The following is a 24,460-nucleotide window of genomic DNA, read 5'->3' as shown; positions in this document are numbered from 1 at the left end:
TGTGCCGTACTCGGTGTGCCATAGCCGAGGCCGTTCCAGTGCTTGTTGTCCGTCACGAACCAGGTGTCCTGCTCGAACGACGAGAGGGACGTCAGGGCGTTCGGATCCGGCCACCGGATGTTCGCATCCATCAGCTCGACGGCCCATCCGGACATGTCCGCATCCGCCGGGTCGACGATGACGTACCGCATGCCGTCGACGTCCGAACAGAGGGTGAACGGCGGCGGCACGTCATCGCGATCGGAGTGCACGGGGGCTCCTGCCTCTGCGGGCCCGGTACGGGACCGTCACCAACCCCGCTCGCGCCACTCGCCGAGATGCGGACGCTCGGTTCCGAGGGTCGAGTCCTTGCCGTGTCCGGGGTAGAAGATCGTCTCGTCGTCGAACCGGTCGAAGATCTTGGACTCGACGTCGCCGAGGAGCGATCGGAAAGCGTCGTCGTTCGGCGTCTTGCCGACCCCGCCGGGGAACAGCGAGTCGCCGGTGAAGATGTGCGTGCGACCCGTGCCCTGTTCCGTGAGGACCAGCGCAACCGACCCCGGAGTGTGCCCTGAGAGGTGGATCACCTGGAGATTCAGCTCACCGATCTGCACGGTGTCGCCCTCGGTCAGGATCCGGTCGGGCTGCACCGGCAGGGGACCGGCGTCGAGCTCGTGCGCGGCGGTCGGCACACCGGTCTCGGCGGCGACCCGCTCGAGGCCCTGCCAGTGATCCCAGTGCTGATGGGTGGTGACGATCAGTTCGAGCTCCGGCGCATTGTCGCGGAGGAACTGCACGAGACGGTCGGGTTCGTTTGCGGCGTCGATGAAGACGGACTTGCCGGTGGCGTCGTCGGTGACGAGATAGGTGTTGTTGTTCATCTCGCCGACGGCGAGTTTGACGATGCTCGCTCCGGGAATCCTTCGGCGTTGCGCGGGTCCGCCGGGAGTGACGTCGCCGGTGTAGGTGTCCTCGATGATCACGGGCTGCTGCGTCATGCAGCCAACCTACCTTCGCGTGCACGCGCGTGAGCCCCGGGCGCGCGGTGTTCGTCACGGAAACGTGTCGGTACCCGCGCCTACCATGGCTGAGGGCCGAACTCCGGCCTTGTCTACAGGAAGGATGTGGCGTGGCAGACCGCCTGATCGTGCGTGGAGCCCGGGAACACAACCTGCGTGGTGTCGACCTGGACCTGCCGCGCGACAGTCTGATCGTTTTCACCGGACTGTCGGGTTCGGGCAAGTCGAGCCTCGCGTTCGACACCATCTTCGCCGAGGGGCAGCGGCGCTACGTCGAGTCGTTGTCGGCCTACGCTCGCCAGTTCCTCGGACAGATGGACAAGCCGGACGTCGACTTCATCGAGGGCCTGTCGCCCGCGGTGTCGATCGACCAGAAGTCCACCAACCGCAACCCGCGGTCCACCGTCGGCACCATCACCGAGGTCTACGACTACCTGCGTCTGCTCTATGCGCGTGCCGGCACCCCGCACTGCCCGGTCTGCGGTGAGCAGATCTCCCGGCAGACGCCGCAGCAGATCGTCGACCAGGTGCTCGAGATGGAGGCCGGGGCCCGCTTCCAGGTCCTCGCACCCGTCGTGCGCACCCGCAAGGGCGAGTTCGTCGATCTCTTCGAGCAGCTGACCATCCAGGGCTACTCCCGTGTGCGCGTCGACGGGGTCGTCCACCCCCTGTCGGATCCGCCGAAGCTGAAGAAGCAGGAGAAGCACGACATCGAGGTCGTCGTCGACCGCCTCGCCGTCAAGCCCAGTGCCCAGCAGCGCCTCACCGACTCCATCGAGACCGCGCTGCGGCTCGCCGAGGGTGTCGTCGTGCTCGACTTCGTCGATCGCGAGGAGGACGCCCCCGACCGCGAGCGCCGGTTCTCCGAGAACCTGGCGTGCCCGAACGCGCACCCGCTGTCCATCGACGAACTCGAACCTCGGTCGTTCTCCTTCAACTCGCCCTACGGCGCGTGCCCCGAGTGCGCGGGTCTCGGCGTGCGCAAGGAGGTCGATCCCGATCTCGTCGTGCCCGACCCGGATCTGAGCCTGGCCGACGGCGCGATCGCGCCCTGGTCGATGGGTCAGAGCGCCGAATACTTCGGCCGACTGCTGTCCGGCCTGGCCGACGCCCTCGAATTCGACATCGACACCCCGTGGCGGAAACTGCCCGCCAAGGTGCGCAAGGCCGTGCTGGAGGGCAGCACCGAGCAGGTGCACGTGCGCTACAAGAACCGCTACGGCCGCGTCCGCTCGTACTACGCCGAGTTCGAGGGTGTCATGCCGTTCCTGCACCGCCGCCTCGAGCAGTCCGAGTCCGAGCAGGCCAAGGAACGCTACGAGGGCTACATGCGGGAGATCCCGTGCCCGGCCTGCGCCGGTGCCCGCCTTCGTCCCGAGATTTTGGCCGTGACGGTCAGCGCGGGCGACTTCGGTGCGATGTCCATCGCCGAGGTCAGCGACCTGTCGATCGCCGAGTGCGCACGCTTCCTCGACAGCCTCGTCCTCGGCGCGCGCGAGGCCGCGATCGCCGGGCAGGTCCTCAAGGAGATCCAGGCCCGACTCGGCTTCCTGCTCGACGTCGGACTCGACTACCTCACCCTCTCGCGTGCCGCGGGCACCCTCTCCGGTGGTGAGGCCCAGCGCATCCGTCTCGCCACGCAGATCGGTTCCGGTCTCGTCGGCGTGCTGTACGTGCTCGACGAGCCGTCCATCGGTCTGCACCAGCGCGACAACCGTCGTCTCATCGACACCCTCACGCGACTGCGCGATCTCGGCAACACGCTCATCGTCGTCGAGCACGACGAGGACACCGTCCGCGCCTCCGACTGGGTCGTCGACATCGGACCGCGCGCGGGCGAGCACGGCGGGAAGGTCGTCCACAGCGGCACCTACAAGGAACTGCTCGACAACCCCGAATCGCTTACCGGTGCCTATCTGTCCGGACGCGAGGAGATCGAGATCCCCGCGCTCCGGCGACCGATCGACAAGGGTCGGCAGGTCACCGTCGTCGGTGCCCGCGAGAACAACCTGCGCGAGATCGACGTGTCGTTCCCGCTCGGCGTTCTCACCTGCATCACCGGTGTGTCCGGCTCCGGGAAGTCGACACTCGTCAACGACATCCTCGCCACCGTAATGGCCAACAAGCTCAACGGCGCGCGGCAGGTCCCCGGACGGCACACCCGCATCAACGGACTCGACCAGCTCGACAAGCTTGTCCAGGTCGACCAGTCGCCGATCGGCCGCACCCCGCGGTCGAACCCGGCCACCTACACCGGTGTGTTCGACAAGATCCGCAGCCTGTTCGCGTCCACCACCGAGGCGAAGGTGCGCGGCTACCAGCCGGGCCGGTTCTCCTTCAACGTCAAGGGCGGCCGGTGCGAGGCGTGCTCGGGCGACGGCACGCTGAAGATCGAGATGAACTTCCTGCCCGACGTGTACGTGCCGTGCGAGGTATGCCACGGCGCCCGCTACAACCGCGAGACGCTCGAGGTGCACTACAAGGGCAAGACCATCGCCGAGGTGCTCGACATGTCGATCGAGGAGGCCGCGGAGTTCTTCCAGCCGGTCACCTCCATCCACCGCTACCTCAACACGCTGGTGGAGGTCGGTCTCGGTTACGTCCGCCTGGGCCAGCCGGCGACAACCCTGTCCGGTGGTGAGGCGCAGCGCGTCAAGCTCGCCGCCGAGCTGCAGAAGCGCTCCAACGGGCGCACCGCGTACATCCTCGACGAGCCCACCACGGGTCTGCACTTCGAGGACATCCGCAAGCTGCTCGGGGTCATCAACGGTCTGGTCGACAAGGGCAACACCGTCATCGTCATCGAGCACAACCTCGACGTCATCAAGACCGCCGACTGGATCATCGACATGGGTCCCGAGGGTGGTTCCGGTGGCGGCACGGTGGTCGCGGAGGGCACTCCGGAGGAGGTGGTCACGGTGGAGGAGAGCTACACCGGACGCTTCCTCGCGGAGATCCTCGACGGGCGGACCACCGCGCCCGCTCCGGCGCCGGCGCGCAAGCGCGCGGCGAAGACGACCAAGGCTGCCACGACCAAGGCCTCCGCGGCGAAGACTGCCGGGACGAAGACCGCCGCCGCGAAGACGGCGGCGAAGGCGAAGACCACCAAGAAGAAGGTGGCCGCCGCGAGCTGACGAGTCGAGCCGCCCACCTCAGCGGTGGGCGGCTCGGTCGCGTCGATGATGAAGTCGGGCTGTGGATCGTGACGTAGGCGAAAAGTGCCGGTTCGGCTCAGTAGACCGGGCCGGTGTACTTCTCGCCCGGGCCCTTGCCGGGCTCGTCGGGCACGGCCGACGCCTCACGGAAGGCGCGCTGCAGGGCCTGCAGCCCTTCGCGCAGCGGACCGGCGTGCGGACCGAGATATTCCACCGATGATGTGATCAGGCCGGCGAGTGCGGTGATCACGCGGCGGGCTTCGTCGAGGTCGCGTCGTGCGCTGCTGTCGGGATCCTCGTCGGCGAGACCGAGCTTCTCGGCAGCCGAACTCATGAGCATCACGGCTGCGCGGCTGATCACCTCGACGGCCGGGATGTCGGCGAGCTCGCGCACATCCTCTGCCGCAGCGTCCTGATCGGGGGTCTCGGGAGCATCCGTCATAGCGTCGAGCATAGGGTTGCGCCGCTCCTCGCCGACCGCGCGGGTGGGGCGCCGACGCGCCGATTCGTCGTCGACGTGGCTTTTTGTTAGACTTGATCCCACGACCGCCCGCGGTGATCCTCCGTGGGCAGCAAAGTGGAGTCCGACTCCCACCTCTGGCGGCACATCGATGCAGCTCAGGGGTCCGGTCCTCCGGGTGCGGAAGCCCCGGACGTCCGCCCTTCATCGGGCGGTGCGGATCATCCGGCGCGAGCCGGGTGGCCGTCGACCGGTCGGTATCGGACCCCGCGTGGAGCCTCGGCACCACAGCGGGGTCTTCTTGTCGAGGAGTAGGGCCACGTGCTGCGGTGCGGTCAGACCGACCACACCGCTCTACCTAGGAGGCCCCATCAGCGCTGAGACCCGCATCAACGAACGCATCCGAGTTCCCGAAGTCCGACTCGTCGGACCCGGCGGTGAACAGGTCGGAATCGTGCGTGTTGAAGATGCCCTCCGCCTGGCAATCGAAGCCGACCTCGACCTCGTCGAGGTGGCACCCGACGCCCGGCCGCCGGTCTGCAAGATCATGGACTACGGCAAGTTCAAGTACGAAGCCGCGCAGAAGGCGCGCGAATCGCGCAAGAACCAGCAGCAGACCGTGATCAAGGAGCAGAAGCTCCGTCCGAAGATCGACGACCACGACTACGAGACCAAGAAGCGCAACGTCGTGCGCTTCCTCGAAGCCGGTTCGAAGGTCAAGGTCACGATCATGTTCCGCGGCCGCGAGCAGTCGCGCCCCGAACTCGGATTCCGGTTGCTGCAGCGCCTCGGCGCCGATGTGGCCGAGCTCGGTTTCATCGAGACCAGTCCGAAGCAGGACGGCCGGAACATGACGATGGTGCTGGCCCCGCACAAGGGTGCGAAGACCCGCGCGAAGGCTCAGGAAGCCGCGCAGGCCGCACCGGCGAAGTCCGCTCCGCGCCCGGCAGCCTCCGCAGCCCCGTCCACGGAGTCCGCGCCGGCTCCCGAGACGGGCGACGCCCAGAGCAACTAGCCCGCTCAGGCAGCACATCCGGTGCTGTCCGTGAGCACCGATGTACGCACACGACAAGAACTGAGGACTCCATGCCCAAGTCGAAGACCCACAGCGGCACCGCGAAGCGATTCAAGGTGTCCGGTAGCGGAAAGGTCCTGCGCCAGAAGGCGGGTCGCCGCCACCTGCTCGAGCACAAGTCCTCGCGGGTGACGCGTCGCCTCGACGGCAAGGCCGTCGTCGCCGATGCCGACGCTCCGCGCGTCAAGCGCATGCTCGGGCTCTGAGCCTCTCCGACCGATCCATCCGGGGACACCTCGTTCGTCCCCCGAACTCTGACAGGACACATAACCAGTGGCACGCGTGAAGAGGGCCGTCAACGCCCAGAAGAAGCGTCGTTCGATTCTCGAGGCCTCGAAGGGCTACCGCGGACAGCGCTCGCGCCTGTACCGCAAGGCCAAGGAGCAGCAGCTTCACTCGCTGACCTACGCCTACCGCGACCGTCGCGCCCGCAAGGGTGATTTCCGCAAGCTGTGGATCAGCCGCATCAACGCTGCTGCCCGCGCCAACGACATCACCTACAACCGCTTCATCCAGGGCCTGAAGGCCGCCGGTGTCGAGGTGGACCGCAAGATCCTCGCCGAGCTCGCCGTCTCCGACGCCGAGGCCTTCGCCGGCCTCGTGGCCGTCGCCAAGGCTGCCCTGCCGGCCGACGTCAACGCTCCGGCTGCCTGAGTGCTGCCCTGAGCTACGACAACATCCAGGAACGACCCGTGGACACGCTCACCGAGCGCACACCACGGGTCGTTTCTGCTGTGAAACTGCTCCGGACCGCCGAGCGTCGCAAGACCGGGCGGTTCCTCGCCGAGGGTGAGAACTCCGTCACCGAGGCGCTCGCCGCCGCCCGCGTGCACGAACTGTTCGTCACCGAGGCGGCCGCCGCCCGGTACGCGACGGTCGTCGACGAGGCACACCGCAAGGGTGTGCGCGTGGGGATCGTCACCGAGCGGGCCGCTGCCCGGCTGTCCGACACCGTCACCCCGCCCGGCCTCGTCGCCGTGTGCGACACCCTCGACGTGCCGCTCGCCGAAGCGGTGACCCCGCGGTCGCGGCTGCTCGCCGTCCCCGTCGCGGTCGCCGAACCCGGCAACGCCGGCACCCTCATCCGTGTCTCCGACGCCGTGGGCGCCGACGCCGTGGTCCTCGCCGGCGACAGCGTCGACCCGCACAACGGCAAGTGCGTGCGCTCCTCGGCCGGCAGCATCTTCCATCTGCCGGTCGCGCGCGAACGCGACACCGACCGGGTGCTGGCCGCGCTCGCCGAGGCCGGCGTGCAGATCCTCGCGACGGCCGCCGACGGCGAGATCGACCTCGACGACGCCGACGAGTTGCTCGCCGCGCCCACCGCCTGGCTGTTCGGCAACGAGGCCCACGGACTCGACCCGCAGGTCGCCGCCCGCGCCGACCACCGCGTCCGCATCCCTATCCGCGGACGCGCCGAATCGCTCAACCTCGCCACCGCCGCCTCGATCTGCCTGTATGCGAGCGCGCGGGTGCAACATCGGGCCGCTCGGCCCATCACATAGGATTTCCCCGTGCTTCCGCGGACTCCGGCCCGGACCGCACCTACCGAGATCACCCGTTCGTCCGAAGAAGGAGATGCACCGGTCGTGGCCAAGAAAGAGGGCGGCACCCCGCCGGCAGTCGATCCGAGCGCCCTGACCGAGGACGCGCTCACCGCCGCCGAGAAATCCGCGATCGACGCGTTCGCCGCTGCGACCGACCTCGACGAACTCGCCCAGGCGAAGATCGACCACCTCGGCGACAAGGCGCCCATCTCCCTCGCCAAGCGCGCCCTCGGCTCGCTGCCCGGCAACGAGCGCGCCGACGCCGGCAAGCGGGTCAACGCCCACCGCACCGCCGTGCAGGCCGCCTTCGACGACCGCAAGGCGGTGCTGCAGGCCGAACGCGACGCCGCGGTCCTCGTCGCCGAGGCCGTCGACGTCACCCTGCCCGCGACCCGCCGCGCGCTCGGCGCTCGCCACCCGATCTCGATCATCTCCGATGAGATCGCCGACGTCTTCGTCGCGATGGGCTGGGAGGTCGCCGAAGGCCCCGAGGTCGAGACCGAGCATTTCAACTTCGACGCCCTGAACTTCCTGCCCGACCATCCGGCGCGCACGATGCAGGACACCTTCCACATCGCCCCGGAGGGTTCGCGGCAGGTGCTGCGCACCCACACCTCGCCCGTGCAGGTCCGCACCATGCTGCACCGCGACATCCCGATCTACGTCGTGTGCCCCGGTCGCACCTTCCGCACCGACGAACTCGACGCCACCCACACCCCGGTCTTCTCGCAGGTCGAGGGTCTCGCCGTCGACAAGGGCCTGACCATGGCGCACCTGCGCGGCACCCTCGACGCGTTCGCGCGGGCGCTGTTCGGGCCGGAGACCCGCACCCGGATGCGCCCGAACTACTTCCCGTTCACCGAACCGTCCGCCGAGGTGGACGTGTGGTTCCCGAACAAGAAGGGCGGCGCCGGCTGGGTCGAGTGGGGTGGCTGCGGCATGGTCAACCCCAACGTGCTCCGGGCCTCGGGCATCGACCCCGACGTGTACACCGGGTTCGCGTTCGGCATGGGCCTCGAACGCACCCTGCAGTTCCGCAACGGCATCCCCGACATGCGCGACATCGTCGAGGGCGACGTGCGCTTCACCCTGCCGTTCGGCGTGCAGGGCTGAGAGCCCGCTCCCGACACCGACTCCACCGACCGACGACCGAACGAAAGAGCTGAGCACAAGTGCGAGTAGCGCAGTCCTGGCTGACCGAGATCCTGCAGCGCGCCACCCCGGAGTGGAACGTCACCGCCGAGGAACTCGACGCGGGATTCGTCCGGGTCGGACTCGAGGTCGAGGACATCGAGACCCTCGGCCGCATCGACAACCTCGTCGTCGGACGGGTCGTGGAGATCACCGAGCTCACCGAATTCAAGAAGCCCATCCGTTTCTGCAAGGTCGACGTCGGTGAGGACGAACCGCGCGGCATCGTGTGCGGTGCCCGCAACTTCGCCGAGGGCGACCTCATCATCGCCGCCCTGCCCGGCGCCGTGCTTCCCGGCGACTTCGCCATCGCATCGCGCAAGACCTACGGGCACATCTCCGACGGCATGATCTGCTCGCTGTCCGAGCTGGGCATCGGCAAGGACCACTCCGGCATCCTCGTGCTCGAGCCCGGCACGGCCGAACCCGGCACCGACGCCAACGATCTGCTCGGTCTCGGCGACACCGTCATCGAACTGAACATCACCCCCGACCGCGGATACTGCTTCTCCGTCCGCGGACTCACCCGCGAACTCGCGTGCGGCTTCGACCTCGAATTCGCCGATCCCGCGGCCGTGCCGGCACTGCCGTCCGACGGCGGCGAGGCCTACCCGATCCGGCTCGAGCCCGAGACGAAGGCCACCCGGTTCGCCGCACGCCGCGTCACCGGCATCGATCCGAAGGCCGTCACCCCGTGGTGGATGCAGCGCCGCCTGCACACCGCCGGTGTCCGCCCGATCTCCCCGGCCGTCGACGTGACCAACTACGTCATGCTCGAACTCGGCCAGCCGCTGCACGCCTTCGACGCCGCCACCCTGCAGGGTGAGCTGGTCGTGCGACGCGCCCGGGCAGGGGAGAAGCTCACCACCCTCGACGGTGTCGAGCGCGATCTCGATCCCGAGGACGTCGTCATCACCGACGACTCCGGGGTGATCTCCCTCGCCGGCATCATGGGCGGCGCGACCACCGAGGTCGGCGACAGCACCACCGACGTGCTGCTCGAGGCCGCCACCTGGGATCCGCTCGCCGTCTTCCGCGGCAACCGTCGGCACAAGCTCAGCAGCGAGGCCGGCAAGCGTTTCGAGCGCACCGTCGATCCGGCCCTGGCCCGCGCCGCGCTCGACCGGGCCGCGAGCCTGCTCGTCGAGATCGCCGGCGGCCGCGTGGAGTCGACCCTCACCGACATCGTCGTGCCCACCGAGAGCCCGACGATCCGCATGGACATCGACCTGCCCGACCGCATGGCCGGGGTGAGTTACCCGAACGGCACCGCCGCCCGCCGCCTCACACAGATCGGGTGCGCGGTCGAGGTCGGCGTCGGCGAGGACGGCCACGGCCAGCTCGTCGTCACCCCGCCGACCTGGCGTCCCGACCTGCGTCAGCCCGCCGACCTCGTGGAGGAGGTGCTGCGCCTCGAAGGTCTAGAGCAGATCCCGTCGGTGCTGCCCACCGCCCCCGCCGGTCGTGGTCTGACGGCCACGCAGAAGCGTCGCCGCGCCGTCTCCCGTGCCCTCGCCCACGACGGCTACGTCGAGGTGCTCGCCCCGGTGTTCCTGCCGGCCGGTGTGTTCGACACCTGGAAGCTCGACGCCGACGACCCGCGACGGGTGACCACCAAGGTGCTCAACCCCCTCGAGTCCGACCGTCCGGAGCTGGCCACCACGCTGCTGCCGGGTCTGCTCGAGATCCTCGGCCGCAACGTCTCGCGCGGACAGCGCGACCTGTCGCTCTACGCGATCGCGCAGGTCGTGCAGCCCACCTCCGAGACGAAGCCGGTCGACCTGCTGCCGGTCGACCGTCGTCCCACCGACGACGAGATCGCCCTGCTCGAAGGGTCGCTGCCGAAGCAGCCCGTCCATGTCGGTGGTGTGCTCGCCGGATTGCGCGAACCGGCCGGTCCGTGGGGCACGGGCCGCGCCGCCGATGCCTTCGACGCCTTCGCCGCCGCGGAGACCGTGGCACGTGCCGCCGGGGTGCGCCTCGAGCGCCGCGCCGCGCAGTACCTGCCGTGGCATCCCGGCCGCTGCGCCGAACTGCTCGTCGACGGGGTCGTCGTCGGCCACGCCGGCGAACTGCATCCCGCGGTGATCGAACGGGCTGGCCTGCCCGCCCGCACGTGCGCCTTCGAACTCGACCTCGACGCGTTACCGATCGTGGAATCGCTTCCGGCGCCGGTGGTCTCGCCGTTCCCGGCGGTCCTGCAGGACGTCGCCGTCGTGGTCGACGCGGACGTGCCGGCCACCGACGTCGAGAGCGCCCTGCGCTCGGGTGGCGGCGACCTGCTCGAGGACATCCGCCTGTTCGACGTCTACCAGGGCGCCCAGCTGGGGGAGAACCGCAAGTCCCTCGCATTCGCGCTGCGTTTCCGCGCTCCCGATCGCACCCTCACCGAGGACGAGGCCAGCGCCGCCCGCGAGGCGGCGGTGGCCGCCGCGGCCACCGCGGTCGGTGCCGAGCTACGCGCCTGAGACGACGCCCGCGTCCCCGCCCGGCAGCCACACGTCGGGCGGGACCGTGGTGACCTTGCGGCCCGCACGGTCGAGGATGTGCCCGGCGAGCTTGTGAATGCGCAACACCAGCACCCGGTCCCGCACGGCCAGGTCGGGGCATCGTGCGAGCAGCCGGGCCTCGAAGTCCGGGACCTCGGCGGGGGAGTGCAACCACGCCTGCACCACGAGGTTCGCGGCGCCGACGACGGCGAAACAGTTGCGCACCTCCGGCTCCCGGCTCACCACCCGCCCGGTGGTGGTCAACCGCTCCACGGGCACCGTGCACCACAACGTGACGAGCACCGCGAAACCCGCTGCGGGATGCGCGAACTCGCACCGTAGGCCGACGACGTCTGCGGCCAGCAATGCCTCTACCCGGCGTTTGACCGTTGCCGCTCCGGCCCCGGCGATCTCCGCGAGGGTGCGCATCGGGGTGCGGCCGTCGACCGCGAGCGCCGACAGGATCGCGCGATCGGTGGCGGAGATCGCCGTGCGTCCGCGCCGCTCACCTACCCGCCGCGAGCCCGAGGTCAGTTCCCCTCCCTCGCCCGGCCCGAGCGCGTTCAGTCGCCACGCCCCGCCCTCGGTGAACCACTCCGAGACCACGTGGGTGCGGATCGACGCGACGCCGGGCAGTTGTGCCAGGTCGTCGACGACCAACCGGGTCATCTGCTCGTAGGTCGCGGTCGCGGCAGTGACGAGCAGGTCGGCGCCGGCCGACGGCACCTCGACGGTCACCGCGTGCGGACGCCCGGTCATCACCTCGGTCACCGATCTCCTTGCGCCGGGTGCCATGGTGATCTCCAGTAGCGCGGTGGTCACCTGCGCGAGGATGCGCGGCCCCGGGGTGATCGTGGTCCACGCCAGACGTTCGCGTTCGAGGCGGCGCCAGTGCCGGGCCACCGTGGCGGCATCGAGACCGAGCGGACCGGCCAGCGCATCCCACGTGGAGCGCGGAGACCACTGGAGCGCATTGATAATTCTCAGGTCGATTTCATCGATCGATCGCGAAGTTCCGTACTCGGAATCGTCCATTTCGTCATTATCCTGCAAAATCCGTGCCGAATTCGTGCGGCCTGCGAGCCTACGACACATGGAGACGGAGCAGAAGTATGCGCTGATCGGGGCGGGCCCCTCGGGACTCGCCGGAGCCCGCGCGCTCTCCCGGCAGGGCATCGACTTCGTCGGCTTCGAGTCCCACAGCACCGTCGGGGGGTTGTGGGACATCACCAACCCGGCGAGCACGGTCTACGAGTCGGCGCACCTGATCTCCTCGAAGACGACCACCGAGTTCGCCGAGTTCCCCATGCCGCCGCAGACACCTGACTATCCGGGGCACGCGGCACTCGCCCGGTACTTCGGCGACTACGCCGATGTCTTCGGCCTGCGTGAGCACTACCGCTTCGGAACGACCGTGACCCGCGTCGAACCGGACGGCGACCGGTGGCGGGTGACCGCCGCCGACCGGGACGGCGCCGCGACCACCGAGCTCTACCGCGGTGTCGTGGTCGCCAACGGCACCCTCGCGACACCGAACCACCCGCAGATCGCCGGCGAGTTCGACGGCGAGATCCTGCACACCAGCGCCTACAAGGACCCGACGAGCTTCCGCGGCAAGCGGGTCCTGATCGTCGGCGCCGGCAACAGCGGCTGCGACATCGCCGTCGACGCCGTCCATCACGCCCGGTCGGTGGACCTGAGCGTGCGCCGCGGCTATCACTTCGTGCCCAAGTACCTGTTCGGGCGTCCCGCCGACACCCTCACCCGCGGGCGGCCGCTGCCGGCGCCGATCAAACAGCGCCTCGACGCGCTGTTGCTGCGCCAGTTCACCGGCGACCCCACCCGCTTCGGGCTGCCCGCACCCGACCACCGTCTCTACGAATCGCACCCGGTCGTCAACTCGCTGATCCTGCATCACCTCGGTCACGGGGACGTGCAGGTGCGGCCCGACATCGAGCGGTACGACGGCGCCGAGGTCCGGTTCCGGGACGGCTCCGCCGCCGGCTACGACATGATCGTGCACGCCACCGGTTACGTCCTCGACTATCCGTTCCTGGACCGCGACCTGCTCGACTGGCGCGGCCACGCACCCGACCTGCTGCTGAACATGATCAGCCGTCGGTTCGCGAACCTGTTCGTGCTCGGCATGGTCGAGTCGTCCGGGCTCGGCTGGCAGGGCCGCTACGAACAGGCCGAACTCGTCGCCGCCGCGATCGGTCTCACCGACACCGACCCGGCGGCCGCGGCGCGATGGCGGGCGGCCCTCGCGGCCTCGCCCCCGGACCTCACCGGCGGTTACCGCTATCTGAAGCTCGGCCGGATGGCCTACTACGTCAACAAGGACGCCTATCGCACGGCGCTACGCGATCAGACCCGCGCGGTCCGCGAGGCCGCCGGCTCGTCCACCGGGGCGGGCGTGCGGTGAACGTCGACGACGTCAGGCTCTCCTTCGACTCCGGTTCGCTGCTCGTCCTCAACGTCGTGCTCGCGGCGATCATGCTCGGCATCGCCCTCGACACCTCCGTCGACGACTTCCGCCGTGCCCTGCGCGCACCGAAGGCCATGGCGGTGGGCATCGCCGCGCAGTTCCTCGCACTGCCCGCCGTGACCTGGCTGCTGACGTTGCTGCTCGACCCCGCGCCGTCGATCGCGCTCGGCATGATCCTCGTCGCGTGCTGCCCGCCCGGGAACATCTCCAACGTCCTCACCCACCGGGCCGGCGGCGACGTCGCCCTGTCGGTGTCGATGACGGCCGTGTCGAACGTGTTCGCCATCGTGCTCATGCCGATCAACTTCGCGTTCTGGGGCAGTCGCAGCGACGACACCCGGGCGCTGCTGCGCTCGGTCGAACTCGACGGCCTCGACATGGTCGTGCAGATCGCCCTGATCATCGGGCTGCCGTTCGTCCTCGGGATCTGGGCTGCGCAGAAGGCGCCCGGCCTCGCGTCCCGCGCCCAGCCGTGGGTGAAGAACGGATCCCTGCTCGCACTGCTCGCCTTCATCGTCGCCGGGCTCGCCGGCAATTTCGCCGACTTCCTCGACTACATCGGACTCGTCCTGCTCGCGGTGTTCCTGCACGACGCGATCGCCCTCGGCCTCGGCTATCTGTGCGGATGGGCGAGCGGACTGCCCGAGTACAGCCGCCGAGCGGTCTCGTTCGAGGTCGGCATCCGCAACGCAGGTCTCGGCCTCGGCCTCGTCATGACCTTCTTCGACGGACTCGGGGGCATGGCGATCGTCGCCGGCTGGTGGGGGATCTGGGACATCGTCGCCGGACTGCTCCTGGCCACCGTCTGGTCCCGTCGCACCGCAACTCGAAAGGTGATCGCATGACCTCCCTCACCGCCCTCGTCACCGGTGGCAACGGCTTCCTCGGCAGCGCCGTCGTCGCGGCCCTGCGCTCGCGCGGTGTCCGGGTGATCAGCGCCGACCTCCATGTACCTGCCGACCTTCACGAACCCGCGGACGCCGACGACGCCGTCACCCACGTGATCGCCGACGTCCGCGACCGCCGCCGGATCGCCGAGGTCGTCGGCACCCACCGCCCCGACGTGATCGTGCACCTGGCGTCCATCGTCAACCCCGGACGTGACAGCACCCCGGAGCAGGAATACGCCGTCGACGTCGACGGCGCACGCAACGTCGTCGACGCCGCACTGACCTACGGGGTGCGACGGCTGGTGGTGGCGTCCTCGGGCGCCGCCTACGGCTATCACGCCGACAACCCGGTCCCGCTCACCGAGGACGATCCGATCCGCGGCAACGACGAGTTCACCTACAGCCGGCACAAGCGTCTCGTCGAGGAGATGCTCGCCGCCACCCGGGTCGAGGATCCGCAGCTCGAACAGGTGATCCTGCGGATCGGCACGATCCTGGGGGAGACCGTCCGCAACCAGATCACCGCACTGCTCGACCGCGAGCGGCTGCTCGTCGTCGCCGGCAGCGACAGCCCGTTCGTGTTCGTCTGGCACACGGACGTCGCGGCGGCCTTCGCCGAGGCCGTCCTCGGTCCGGTCACGGGCATCTTCAACGTCGCGGGCGACGGGGTCGTCACCGTGCCCGAGATCGCCGCGATGACGAACCGCAGGACCCTCACGGTGCCCGCCGCGGTGCTGAAGCTCGCCCTGCGGATCGGGCGCGCGTTGCGTCTGACCGAGCACGGCCCGGAGCGGGTCGGCTTCCTGCAGTACCGTCCGGTGCTCGACAACCGGCGGTTGCGTGAGGAACTCGGTGTGCGCCTGCGGTACACCAGCCGGGAGGCCTTCGAGGCGTATCTGCGGGCTCGCGCCGAACAGGACTCAGCGGGAGCCGAGCGACGTAGCCTGGATGCATGAGCAAGGACGAAGCCGGCCGGGTGCCGTCTCCCGAGGAACCCGACAAGCCGGAGCAGCCCGTCCCCGACGTCACCCCGGCCGGGCCGGAGACGCCGACGGTGCCGGATGTGCCGCCGGGCCCGGACATTCCGGACGTGCCGCCGATCGACCCGGAGCCGAGCCCCGATCCCGACGTGGCCCCGCGCGAGGAGGACGTCCACGAGGCTCAGGTGCACGAAGCCGAGATCGTCGAACCGGGTGTCGTCGACTCCGGAATCGTCGACAGCCCGGTCCGCGCACCGACGATCGAGGAGATCACCGGTTACACCGCGGACGGGGTGCCGACCTTCGAATCGGTGCGTGAGAAGATCGAACAGCGTTCGGCGACCGCGCTCGGCGCGGAGGAACTCGCTCACGCGACCGGGGCGGCTCGCACGCTCGAGGAGCAGTACGAGGAGCGCAAGGCGGCCGCTGCCGACCGGCTCGAGCAGATCCGACGGTCGTTGCGGTCGGAGTGAATCCTCCCGAAAGGGACACCCCCTATGAAATGATTTGCATGAGGGTGCATAATCATTCGTATGGGTACTTCACCGGACTTCACCGCCACCCCCGAGTCGCCGCTACGGGTCGCCGTGGCAGGCGCCAGCGGTTACGCGGGCGGCGAGATCCTGCGCCTGCTCCTCGGCCATCCCGCCTACCAGGACGGCTCACTCGTCATCGGCGCGCTCACCGCCGGCGGTAACGCCGGCGCCACCTTGCGTGAGTTCCATCCCCATCTGCTGCCGCTCGCCGACCGCGTGCTCGGCGCCACCGACATCGACACCCTGCTCGGGCACGACGTCGTCTTCCTCGGCCTGCCGCACGGCCACTCCGCCGTGATCGCCGAGCAGCTGCCCGAGACGACCGTCGTCATCGATTGCGGCGCCGACTTCCGGCTCGAGAACGCCGCCGACTGGCAGCGCTGGTACGGCAGCGACCACGCCGGCACCTGGCCCTACGGCATGCCCGAGCTGCCCGGCAAGCGCGACGCCCTCGTCGGCGCCACCCGCATCGCGGTCCCCGGTTGCTACCCGACCTCCGCCTCGCTCGCCCTCGCCCCGGCCGTCGCCGCCGGCATCGTCGAACCCGTCGTGAACGTCGTGGCCGTCTCCGGCACCTCCGGCGCCGGGAAGTCCCCGAAGGTCGACCTGCTCGGCTCCGAGGTCATGGGCTCGGTCCGCGCCTACGGCGTCGGCGGCGCCCACCGGCACACCCCGGAGATCAAGCAGAACCTCTCCGCTCTCGCCGGTACCGACGTGAAGGTCTCGTTCACCCCGGTCCTCGCGCCCATGCCGCGCGGCATCCTCGCGACCTGCACCGCGCCGACCACGGTGACCGCCGCCGAGGCCCGTGCCGTCTACGAGAAGGCCTACGCCGACGAACCGTTCGTGCAGCTGCTGCCGGAAGGCGCGCTGCCCGCCACCGGCGCGGTGGTCGGCTCGAACGCCGTCCAGATCGCCGTCACCGTCGATGCCGACGCCGGACTGCTCGTCGTCGTCGCCGCGCTCGACAATCTCACCAAGGGCACCGCCGGTGCCGCCGTGCAATCGATGAACCTGGCACTCGGCCTGCCCGAGACCGCCGGCCTGTCCACCGTGGGAGTGGCTCCGTGACCGAGAACAAGTACGCAGACGACGTCTACACCGGCGCTACCGAGATCGCCGGAGGACGCCTGATCCGCACCCAGGGTGTCACCAGCCCCGCCGGTTTCCGGGCCGCCGGCATCCCCGCCGGTATCAAGGTCTCCGGCAGGCAGGACCTCGCGCTCGTACTCAACGAGGGCCCCGAACTCACCGCCGCCGGCGTGTTCACCACCAACAAGGTCAAGGCCGCTCCCGTCCTGTGGTCCCAGCAGGTGCTGAAGTCCGGCAGCCTGCGCGCGGTGATCCTCAACTCCGGCGGCGCCAACGCGTGCACCGGCGCCGGGGGTTTCCAGGACACCCACGCCACCGCCGAGGCCGTCGCCGACGCGCTGAGCAACTGGGGCACCGAGACCGGTGCCGGTGAGGTCGCCGTGTGCTCGACCGGTCTGATCGGCGATCGCCTGCCGATGGACAAGGTGCTCTCCGGCGTGCAGGAGATCGTCCACGAACTCGCCGGGGGCATCTCCGGCGGCACCGACGCCGCTTACGCGATCATGACCACCGACACCGTGCCCAAGCAGGCCGCCCTGCACCACGCCGACAAGTGGAACGTCGGCGGCATGGCCAAGGGCGCCGGCATGCTCGCCCCCGCCCTGGCGACGATGCTGTGCGTGGTCACCACCGACGCCGTCGCGACCGCCGACCAACTCGACACCGCGCTGCGCCACGCGTCCCGGCTCACCTTCGACCGCCTCGACGTCGACGGCGCCACCTCCACCAACGACACCGTGCTGCTGCTGGCCTCCGGCGCGAGCGGCATCACCCCGAGCCAGGACGAGCTGAACGCCGCCGTCCTCGCCGTGTGCGACGACCTCGCCGAGCAGATGATGGCCGACGCCGAGGGCGTCACCAAGCGGGTCACCGTCACCGTCCGCGGCGCCGCCAGCGAAGCCGACGCCCTGATCGGTGCCCGCACCGTCGCCCGCGACAGCCTCGTCAAGACCGCCCTGTTCGGCTCCGACCCCAACTGGGGCCGCGTGCTCGCCGCCATCGGTATCGCCCCGATCGAACTCGACCCCGACAAGATCTCCGTGTCGTTCAACGGGAACCCGGTGTGCATCGACGGTGTCGGTGCCCCCGGCGCCCGCGAGGTCGACCTGTCCGCCGCCGACATCGCCCTCGACATCGACCTCGGTCTCGGCGACGCGCAGGTGTCCATCCGCACCACCGACCTCTCGCACGCCTACGTCGAAGAGAACTCGGCGTACTCGTCGTGACCGGAACGAACACAGGAGACGACGTGACCGACGCACTGATCGCCGACCTCACCTCGCACCAGAAGGCGTTCGTCCTCGCCGAGGCCCTGCCGTGGCTGCAGAAGTTCCGCGACAAGATCGTCGTCGTCAAGTACGGCGGCAACGCCATGATCGACGACACTCTCAAGACCGCCTTCGCCGCCGACATGGCGTTCCTGCGCACCGTCGGCCTCCACCCCGTCGTCGTGCACGGCGGCGGCCCGCAGATCAACGCCATGCTGAAGCGACTCGGCCTCGAAGGTGAATTCCGCGGCGGCTTCCGCGTCACCACCCCCGAGGTCATGGACGTCGTGCGGATGGTGCTCTTCGGGCAGGTCGGACGCGAACTCGTCGGCCTGATCAACAGCCACGGCCCCTACGCCGTCGGCACCTCCGGTGAGGACGCCGGACTGTTCACCGCGACCCGCCGCACGGTCGTCGTCGACGGCGAGGCCACCGACATCGGGCTCGTCGGCGACGTCACCAGCGTCGACCCCGGTGCGGTGCTCGACCTCATCGCCGCCGGGCGCATCCCCGTCGTCTCGACGATCGCGCCCGACGCCGACGGCGTGGTGCACAACATCAACGCCGACACCGCCGCGGCCGCCCTCGCCGAAGCGCTCGGCGCGGAGAAGCTGGTCGTGCTCACCGACGTCGAAGGCCTCTACACGAACTGGCCCGACCGCAGCTCGCTCACCTCGCGGATCGACGCCGACGCGCTCACCGCGCTGCTGCCGTCGCTCGACTCCGGCATGGTCCCGAAGATGGAGGCGTGCCTGCGCGCCGTGCAGGGCGGAGTGCCCACCGCGCACGTCATCGACGGGCGCCAACCTCACTCCGTACTCCTCGAACTGTTCACCGAAGAAGGCATCGGCACCATGGTGGTGCCGTCCTCCGGGAAGGAAGGCCCCGCATGACCGGCACGTCCGACCTCCAGCAGCGCTGGGCGGGTTCGCTGATGAACAACTACGGCGTGCCCAAGGTCGCGCTGGTCGCGGGCGACGGTGCCGTCCTCACCGACGCCGACGGCAAGCAGTACCTCGACCTGCTCGGCGGCATCGCCGTCAACAGCCTCGGCCACCGCCACCCGGCGATCATCGAGGCCGTCACCGCGCAGCTGAACCAGCTCGGCCACGTGTCGAACCTGTACGCCTCGCCGCCGGTGCTCGAACTCGCCGAGAAGCTCCTCGATCGCTTCGGTCACGAGGGTCGCGCCTTCTTCTGCAACTCCGGTACCGAGGCCAACGAGGCGGCGTTCAAGATCGCCCGGCTCACCGGACGGCCGAAGATCGTCGCGTGCGAGAAGGCCTTCCACGGCCGCACCATGGGCGCGCTCGCCCTGACCGGCCAGCCCGACAAGCGCGCCCCCTTCGAACCGATGCCCGCCGGCGTCGAGTTCGTGCCCTACGGCGACCTCGACGCCCTCGAGGCCGCGGTGGACGAGAACACCGCCGCCGTCTTCCTCGAACCGATCATGGGCGAGTCCGGCGTCGTCGTCCCGCCCGAGGGTTATCTCGCCGGCGCGCGTCGCATCACCACCGAACGCGGCGCCCTGCTCGTGCTCGACGAGGTCCAGACCGGCATCGCCCGCACCGGCAGCTTCTTCGCTCACCAGGCAGCGGGCATCACCCCCGACGTGATGACCCTCGCCAAGGGTCTCGGCGGCGGACTGCCCATCGGCGCCGTCCTCGCCACCGGCCCGGCCGCCGAGCTGTTCCAGCCCGGCAAGCACGGCACCACCTTCGGCGGCAACCCGGTGTGCGCCGCGGCCGCCCTCGCGGTGCTGCGCACGATCGACGAGCAGAACCTGCTCGACCACGTGAACACCGTTGGCAAGACCCTCGCCGCCGGCATCGAGGAACTCGGGCACCCGCTCGTCTCGCACGTGCGCGGCTCCGGGCTGCTCCTCGGTGTCGTCCTCACCGCCGCGAAGGCACCGGCCGTCGAGACCGCCGCCCGCGAGGCCGGTTTCCTCGTCAACGCCGCCGCACCGGACGTGATCCGTCTCGCGCCCCCGCTGATCCTCACCGAACAGCAGGCCGAGAGCTTCGTGACGGCGTTGCCCGCCGTCCTCGACACCGCCGACCGGGAAGGGAACTGACGACCCGTGCTCCGCCACTTCCTGCGCGACGACGACCTCACCCCGGCCGAACAGACCGAGGTGCTCGAACTCGCCGCCGAACTGAAGAAGGCACCGCTGTCCCGCCGCCCCCTCGAAGGGCCCCTCAGCGTCGCCGTGCTCTTCGACAAGACCTCCACCCGCACCCGCTTCTCCTTCGACGCCGGCATCGCCCAGCTCGGCGGACACGCCATCGTCGTCGACACCGGCTCCACCCAGATCGGCAAGGGTGAGACCCTCGAGGACACCGCCCGGATGTTCTCCCGGTTCACCGAAGCGGTCGTGTGGCGCACCTACGGACAGGACCGCATCGAGACGCTCGCCGAGCACTCGACCGTGCCCGTCGTCAACGCACTCACCGACACCTTCCACCCCTGCCAGGTCCTCGCCGACCTGCAAACCATCCGCGAGAACAAGGGCGCCACCGCGGGCCTGCGGATGACCTACTTCGGCGACGGCGCCAACAACATGGCGCACTCGCTGATGCTCGGCGGCGTCACCGCCGGCATGCACGTGACCATCGCATCCCCGGCCGGGTTCACCCCCGACCCGCAGGTCGTCGCCGCGAGCCGCGCACGGGCCGAACAGACCGGCGGCAGCGTCACCGTCACCGACGACCCGCGCATCGGAGCCACCGGCGCCGATGTGCTCGTCACCGACACCTGGGTGTCGATGGGGCAGGAGGACGACGGCAAGGACCGCGAGGCACCCTTCCGGCCGTTCCAGCTGAACGACGACCTCGTCTCCCTCGCCGACACCGACGCGATCGTGCTGCACTGCCTGCCGGCCTACCGCGGCAAGGAGATCACCGCCGAGGTCATCGACGGACCGCGGTCGGTGGTGTGGGACGAGGCCGAGAACCGCCTCCACGCACAGAAGGCCCTGCTCGTGTGGCTGCTCGAGCAGAGCCGGAGCTGACCGTGAGCACCGCGGCGAACCATGCGGACAGCGCAGCGACCGCGCCGACGCGCGCGGCGCGGCAGGCCCGCATCGTCGCACTGCTCGCCGCGCACCCGGTGCGCAGCCACACCGAACTCGCCGCCCTCCTCGCCGAGGACGGCATCGAGGTGTCCACCGCCACCCTGTCCCGCGACCTCGAGGAACTCGGCGCCGTCAAGCTCCGCGCGGCCGACGGCGGCGCCGGGGTGTACGTCGTCCCGGAGGACGGCAGCCCTGTGCGCGGCGTGACCGGAGGCACCGACCGCCTGTCCCGGTTGCTCGGCGAACTGCTGGTGTCCACCGACTCCAGCGGCAACATCGCCGTGCTGCGCACCCCACCCGGGGCGGCGCACTATCTGGCCAGTGCACTCGATCGGGCATCATTACCCGAGGTGGTCGGAACGATCGCCGGCGACGACACCATCGCGGTCATCGCCCGCGAACCGACGACGGGAGCCGAACTGGCCGCGAAAATCGAATCACTCGCCTGACCTACCACTCATAGACGCACGTCGAAATACGAAGGAGCACAAAGACAATGGCCGAACGCGTCGTACTCGCCTATTCGGGCGGGCTGGACACCTCCGTCGCCATCAGCTGGATCGGCAAGGAGACCGGCAAGGAGGTCGTCGCCGTGGCCATCGACCTCGGCCAGGGTGGCGAGGACATGGAGGTCGTGCGTCAGCGCGCCCTCGACTGCGGTGCCGTCGAATCGATCGTCGTCGACGCCAAGGACGAGTTCGCCAACGAGTACTGCCTGCCCACCGTCCAGGCCAACGCGCTCTACATGGATCGCTACCCGCTCGTCTCGGCCATCAGCCGCCCGCTGATCGTCAAGCACATCGTGCAGGCCGCCCGCGAGCACGGCGGCACCGTGGTCTCCCACGGCTGCACCGGCAAGGGCAACGACCAGGTCCGCTTCGAGGTCGGCTTCGGCGCCCTCGCCCCCGACCTCCAGGTCATCGCACCGGTCCGCGACTACGCCTGGACCCGCGAGAAGGCCATCGCCTTCGCCGAGGAGCACGGCCTGCCCATCAACGTCACCAAGCGTTCGCCGTTCTCCATCGACCAGAACGTCTGGGGCCGCGCCGTCGAGACCGGCTTCCTCGAGGACCTGTGGAACGCCCCCACCAAGGACGTCTACGACTACACCGAGGACCCCACCGCCCACTGGCAGGCACCCGACGAGCTGATCATCGCCTTCGAGGCCGGTCGCCCCGTCGCGATCGACGGCAAGCACGTCACCGTCCTCGAGGCCATCCAGGAACTCAACCGTCGCGCCGGCGCACAGGGTGTGGGCCGCCTCGACATGGTCGAGGACCGCCTCGTCGGCATCAAGAGCCGCGAGATCTACGAGGCCCCCGGCGCCATCGCCCTCATCACCGCCCACCAGGAACTCGAGCACGTCACCCTCGAGCGCGAACTCGGCCGCTACAAGCGCCGCGTCGAGGAGCGCTGGAGCGAGCTGGTGTACGACGGCCTGTGGTACTCGCCGCTGAAGACCGCTCTCGACGCCTTCATCGAGAACACCCAGGAACGCGTCACCGGCGAGATCCGCATGGTGCTCCACGGCGGACACATCACCGTCAACGGCCGTCGCAGCCCCGAGTCGCTGTACGACTTCAACCTCGCCACCTACGACGAGGGCGACAGCTTCGACCAGTCCAACGCCAAGGGCTTCGTGCAGATCCACGGCCTGTCGTCGAAGGTCGCCGCGAAGCGCGATCTGGGCCTGTAGTCATGACGGCTCACGGCACCAACGAAGGTGCCCTGTGGGGCGGCCGGTTCGCATCCGGACCGGCCGCCGCCATGGCGGCGCTGAGCAAGTCCACGCACTTCGACTGGGCGCTGGCCCCGTACGACGTGCGCGCCTCGCAGGCCCACGCCAAGGTCCTGCACCGCGCCGGACTCCTCACCGACGACGACCTCGCCACGATGCTCGACGGCCTCGACCGACTCGCCGCCGATGTGGCCTCCGGTGCGTTCGGCCCCGCCGAGTCCGACGAGGACGTGCACGGCGCGCTCGAACGGGGACTCATCGAGCGGGTCGGCCCCGAGGTCGGCGGCCGGCTCCGCGCGGGCCGCTCCCGCAACGACCAGGTCGCGACGCTGTTCCGCATGTGGCTGCGCGACAGCGCGCGGCGCATCGCCGACGGTGTCCTCGACGTGGTCGAGGCGATCGCCGGCCAGGCCGCGGCGCACCCCGATGCCGTGATGCCCGGCAAGACGCATCTGCAGGCCGCGCAGCCCGTGCTGCTCGCGCACCACCTGCTCGCGCACGCGCATCCGTTGCTGCGCGACGTCGACCGGTTGCGTGACTTCGACAAGCGCGCTGCGGTCTCGCCGTACGGGTCGGGAGCACTCGCCGGCTCGTCGCTCGGTCTCGACCCCGACGCGATCGCAGCCGACCTGGGCTTCGACTCGGCGGCGGACAACTCGATCGACGCGACCAGCTCCCGCGACTTCGCGGCGGAAGCGGCGTTCGTGTTCGCGCAGATCGCCGTCGACCTCTCCCGCATGGCGGAGGAGGTCATCCTGTGGAGCACCCCCGAGTTCGGGTACGTCACCCTCGCGGACGAATGGTCGACCGGGTCGTCGATCATGCCGCAGAAGAAGAATCCGGACGTCTCCGAGCTCACCCGCGGCAAGGCCGGTCGCCTCATCGGCAACCTCACCGGTCTGCTGGCCACGCTCAAGGCGCAGCCGCTGGCCTACAACCGCGACCTGCAGGAGGACAAGGAGCCGGTCTTCGACTCCGTCGCACAGCTCGAGCTGCTGCTCCCGGCGATCGCAGGTCTCGTCTCGACGCTGACCTTCCACACCGAGCGGATGGCCGAGCTCGCACCCGCCGGATTCACCCTCGCGACCGACATCGCCGAGTGGATGGTCCGCCAGGGTGTTCCCTTCCGCGTCGCCCACGAGGCGGCCGGGGCATGCGTGCGGGTCGCCGAAGGCCGCGGGGTCGGCCTCGAGGACCTCACGGACGAGGAGCTCGCCGGCGTCGATCCGGCCCTGACCCCGCAGGTGCGGGAAGTGCTCACCGTCGAAGGATCCATCGCCTCACGCGACGCGCGTGGTGGCACCGCGGGCGTGCGGGTGGCCGAGCAGCTCGGCCGCGTGCGCGACGCCGCGACACACCTGCGCGACTGGGTTCGCGGCTGACACGCCTGCCGTCCCGGGCACACCCCGAGTTGCCCGGGACGGTGAGGGTGGTGTGGCAGGCTGGCACATACTCTCGGCATGCAGCGGGTACCGGT

22 protein-coding genes are annotated in these 24,460 nt (G+C 69.8%); 19 read left to right on the top strand and 3 right to left on the bottom strand.

The window, feature by feature from the left end:
• Positions 1–287: 287 nt before the first annotated feature.
• Complete coding sequence (locus tag LPH33_RS13945; protein ID WP_229564966.1) at positions 288–977, bottom strand: MBL fold metallo-hydrolase; 690 nt, start codon at positions 975–977, stop codon at positions 288–290.
• A 131-nt stretch (positions 978–1,108) separates the two neighbouring features.
• Between LPH33_RS13945 and uvrA the strand changes: the two genes are divergently transcribed.
• Complete coding sequence (uvrA, locus tag LPH33_RS13940; RefSeq protein WP_088899262.1) at positions 1,109–4,132, top strand: excinuclease ABC subunit UvrA; 3,024 nt, start codon at positions 1,109–1,111, stop codon at positions 4,130–4,132.
• Between the two features lie 97 nt (positions 4,133–4,229).
• Here the strand turns inward: uvrA and LPH33_RS13935 are convergent, their stop codons facing one another.
• Positions 4,230–4,595: a DUF1844 domain-containing protein gene (locus tag LPH33_RS13935; protein WP_016692782.1), complete on the bottom strand. Its 366-nt coding sequence runs from the start codon at positions 4,593–4,595 to the stop codon at positions 4,230–4,232.
• Positions 4,596–4,914: 319 nt separating this feature from the next.
• Here LPH33_RS13935 and infC point away from each other — a divergent pair, with 319 nt between their 5' ends.
• From infC to pheT, 6 genes are all read left to right on the top strand, one after another.
• Positions 4,915–5,628 carry a translation initiation factor IF-3 gene (infC, locus tag LPH33_RS13930; protein ID WP_080597679.1) on the top strand — a complete coding sequence of 238 codons (714 nt, stop codon included), beginning with the start codon at positions 4,915–4,917 and terminating at the stop codon, positions 5,626–5,628.
• A gap of 71 nt (positions 5,629–5,699) precedes the next feature.
• Entirely contained in the window at positions 5,700–5,894 is a 195-nt protein-coding gene (gene rpmI, locus LPH33_RS13925; protein WP_006553978.1) for a 50S ribosomal protein L35, read from the top strand.
• A gap of 67 nt (positions 5,895–5,961) precedes the next feature.
• Complete coding sequence (rplT, locus tag LPH33_RS13920) at positions 5,962–6,342, top strand: 50S ribosomal protein L20 (RefSeq protein WP_006553977.1); 381 nt, start codon at positions 5,962–5,964, stop codon at positions 6,340–6,342.
• 38 nt (positions 6,343–6,380) lie between these two features.
• Positions 6,381–7,193, top strand: coding sequence for a TrmH family RNA methyltransferase (locus LPH33_RS13915; RefSeq protein WP_229564965.1), 813 nt, complete (start codon positions 6,381–6,383; stop codon positions 7,191–7,193).
• Between the two features lie 84 nt (positions 7,194–7,277).
• Positions 7,278–8,348: a phenylalanine--tRNA ligase subunit alpha gene (pheS, locus tag LPH33_RS13910; RefSeq protein WP_059381089.1), complete on the top strand. Its 1,071-nt coding sequence runs from the start codon at positions 7,278–7,280 to the stop codon at positions 8,346–8,348.
• A 59-nt stretch (positions 8,349–8,407) separates the two neighbouring features.
• Positions 8,408–10,894, top strand: coding sequence for a phenylalanine--tRNA ligase subunit beta (pheT, locus tag LPH33_RS13905; protein ID WP_229564964.1), 2,487 nt, complete (start codon positions 8,408–8,410; stop codon positions 10,892–10,894).
• On the opposite strand, the gene LPH33_RS13900 is transcribed toward pheT, so the two are convergent.
• Positions 10,883–11,950, bottom strand: a complete 1,068-nt coding sequence (locus tag LPH33_RS13900) for an Lrp/AsnC family transcriptional regulator (RefSeq protein ID WP_229564963.1) — start codon at positions 11,948–11,950, stop codon at positions 10,883–10,885. The genes pheT and LPH33_RS13900 overlap by 12 nt on opposite strands.
• Positions 11,951–12,008: 58 nt before the next feature.
• Here LPH33_RS13900 and LPH33_RS13895 point away from each other — a divergent pair, with 58 nt between their 5' ends.
• Genes LPH33_RS13895 through argH form a run of 12 tightly spaced genes read left to right on the top strand, consistent with a single transcriptional unit; the run spans position 12,009 to position 24,365 of the window.
• A complete protein-coding gene (locus LPH33_RS13895) occupies positions 12,009–13,340 on the top strand; it encodes a flavin-containing monooxygenase (RefSeq protein WP_160876915.1) in 1,332 nt (443 codons plus the stop codon).
• Positions 13,337–14,248: a bile acid:sodium symporter family protein gene (locus tag LPH33_RS13890; protein WP_088899258.1), complete on the top strand. Its 912-nt coding sequence runs from the start codon at positions 13,337–13,339 to the stop codon at positions 14,246–14,248. Before LPH33_RS13895 ends, LPH33_RS13890 begins: the two co-directional genes overlap by 4 nt.
• Positions 14,245–15,249: an SDR family oxidoreductase gene (locus tag LPH33_RS13885; protein WP_088899257.1), complete on the top strand. Its 1,005-nt coding sequence runs from the start codon at positions 14,245–14,247 to the stop codon at positions 15,247–15,249. The genes LPH33_RS13890 and LPH33_RS13885 overlap by 4 nt, the downstream gene beginning before the upstream one ends.
• Positions 15,246–15,746, top strand: coding sequence for a PspA/IM30 family protein (locus LPH33_RS13880; protein ID WP_229564962.1), 501 nt, complete (start codon positions 15,246–15,248; stop codon positions 15,744–15,746). The genes LPH33_RS13885 and LPH33_RS13880 overlap by 4 nt, the downstream gene beginning before the upstream one ends.
• Before the next feature lie 60 nt (positions 15,747–15,806).
• Positions 15,807–16,880: an N-acetyl-gamma-glutamyl-phosphate reductase gene (argC, locus tag LPH33_RS13875; RefSeq protein WP_060652954.1), complete on the top strand. Its 1,074-nt coding sequence runs from the start codon at positions 15,807–15,809 to the stop codon at positions 16,878–16,880.
• Entirely contained in the window at positions 16,877–18,127 is a 1,251-nt protein-coding gene (gene argJ, locus LPH33_RS13870) for a bifunctional glutamate N-acetyltransferase/amino-acid acetyltransferase ArgJ (RefSeq protein ID WP_059381097.1), read from the top strand. The genes argC and argJ overlap by 4 nt, the downstream gene beginning before the upstream one ends.
• The gene (argB, locus tag LPH33_RS13865; protein WP_088899255.1) at positions 18,124–19,062 is read left to right on the top strand and encodes an acetylglutamate kinase; all 939 of its coding nucleotides are present in this window, start codon (positions 18,124–18,126) and stop codon (positions 19,060–19,062) included. The genes argJ and argB overlap by 4 nt, the downstream gene beginning before the upstream one ends.
• A complete protein-coding gene (locus tag LPH33_RS13860) occupies positions 19,059–20,246 on the top strand; it encodes an acetylornithine transaminase (RefSeq protein ID WP_088899254.1) in 1,188 nt (395 codons plus the stop codon). The genes argB and LPH33_RS13860 overlap by 4 nt, the downstream gene beginning before the upstream one ends.
• Before the next feature lie 6 nt (positions 20,247–20,252).
• Positions 20,253–21,182: an ornithine carbamoyltransferase gene (gene argF / locus LPH33_RS13855; RefSeq protein WP_088899253.1), complete on the top strand. Its 930-nt coding sequence runs from the start codon at positions 20,253–20,255 to the stop codon at positions 21,180–21,182.
• A 2-nt stretch (positions 21,183–21,184) separates the two neighbouring features.
• Positions 21,185–21,694 carry an arginine repressor gene (locus LPH33_RS13850; RefSeq protein WP_016692767.1) on the top strand — a complete coding sequence of 170 codons (510 nt, stop codon included), beginning with the start codon at positions 21,185–21,187 and terminating at the stop codon, positions 21,692–21,694.
• Between the two features lie 47 nt (positions 21,695–21,741).
• Positions 21,742–22,941, top strand: a complete 1,200-nt coding sequence (locus tag LPH33_RS13845) for an argininosuccinate synthase (protein ID WP_088899252.1) — start codon at positions 21,742–21,744, stop codon at positions 22,939–22,941.
• Positions 22,942–22,943: 2 nt separating this feature from the next.
• Positions 22,944–24,365: an argininosuccinate lyase gene (gene argH / locus LPH33_RS13840; protein ID WP_016692765.1), complete on the top strand. Its 1,422-nt coding sequence runs from the start codon at positions 22,944–22,946 to the stop codon at positions 24,363–24,365.
• Positions 24,366–24,460: the final 95 nt, after the last annotated feature.

The sequence above is a fragment of the Rhodococcus sp. RDE2 genome (assembly GCF_020885655.1).
In the GTDB taxonomy this organism is placed as follows: domain Bacteria; phylum Actinomycetota; class Actinomycetes; order Mycobacteriales; family Mycobacteriaceae; genus Rhodococcus; species Rhodococcus pyridinivorans.
Note: the sequence above shows the minus strand (reverse complement) of the source record. Positions and strands in the feature narration are given on the sequence as shown.

What these genes read in the sequence shown, in the direction of transcription:
- LPH33_RS13945 (WP_229564966.1), bottom strand. Translation starts at nt 977, where the DNA reads ATGACGCAGCAGCCCGTGATCATCGAGGACACCTACACCGGCGACGTC.
- LPH33_RS13935 (WP_016692782.1), bottom strand. Translation starts at nt 4,595, where the DNA reads ATGACGGATGCTCCCGAGACCCCCGATCAGGACGCTGCGGCAGAGGAT.
- rpmI (WP_006553978.1), top strand. Translation starts at nt 5,700, where the DNA reads ATGCCCAAGTCGAAGACCCACAGCGGCACCGCGAAGCGATTCAAGGTG.
- LPH33_RS13900 (WP_229564963.1), bottom strand. Translation starts at nt 11,950, where the DNA reads ATGGACGATTCCGAGTACGGAACTTCGCGATCGATCGATGAAATCGAC.
- LPH33_RS13895 (WP_160876915.1), top strand. Translation starts at nt 12,009, where the DNA reads ATGGAGACGGAGCAGAAGTATGCGCTGATCGGGGCGGGCCCCTCGGGA.
- LPH33_RS13885 (WP_088899257.1), top strand. Translation starts at nt 14,245, where the DNA reads ATGACCTCCCTCACCGCCCTCGTCACCGGTGGCAACGGCTTCCTCGGC.
- LPH33_RS13880 (WP_229564962.1), top strand. Translation starts at nt 15,246, where the DNA reads ATGAGCAAGGACGAAGCCGGCCGGGTGCCGTCTCCCGAGGAACCCGAC.
- argC (WP_060652954.1), top strand. Translation starts at nt 15,807, where the DNA reads ATGGGTACTTCACCGGACTTCACCGCCACCCCCGAGTCGCCGCTACGG.
- LPH33_RS13860 (WP_088899254.1), top strand. Translation starts at nt 19,059, where the DNA reads ATGACCGGCACGTCCGACCTCCAGCAGCGCTGGGCGGGTTCGCTGATG.
- LPH33_RS13845 (WP_088899252.1), top strand. Translation starts at nt 21,742, where the DNA reads ATGGCCGAACGCGTCGTACTCGCCTATTCGGGCGGGCTGGACACCTCC.
- argH (WP_016692765.1), top strand. Translation starts at nt 22,944, where the DNA reads ATGACGGCTCACGGCACCAACGAAGGTGCCCTGTGGGGCGGCCGGTTC.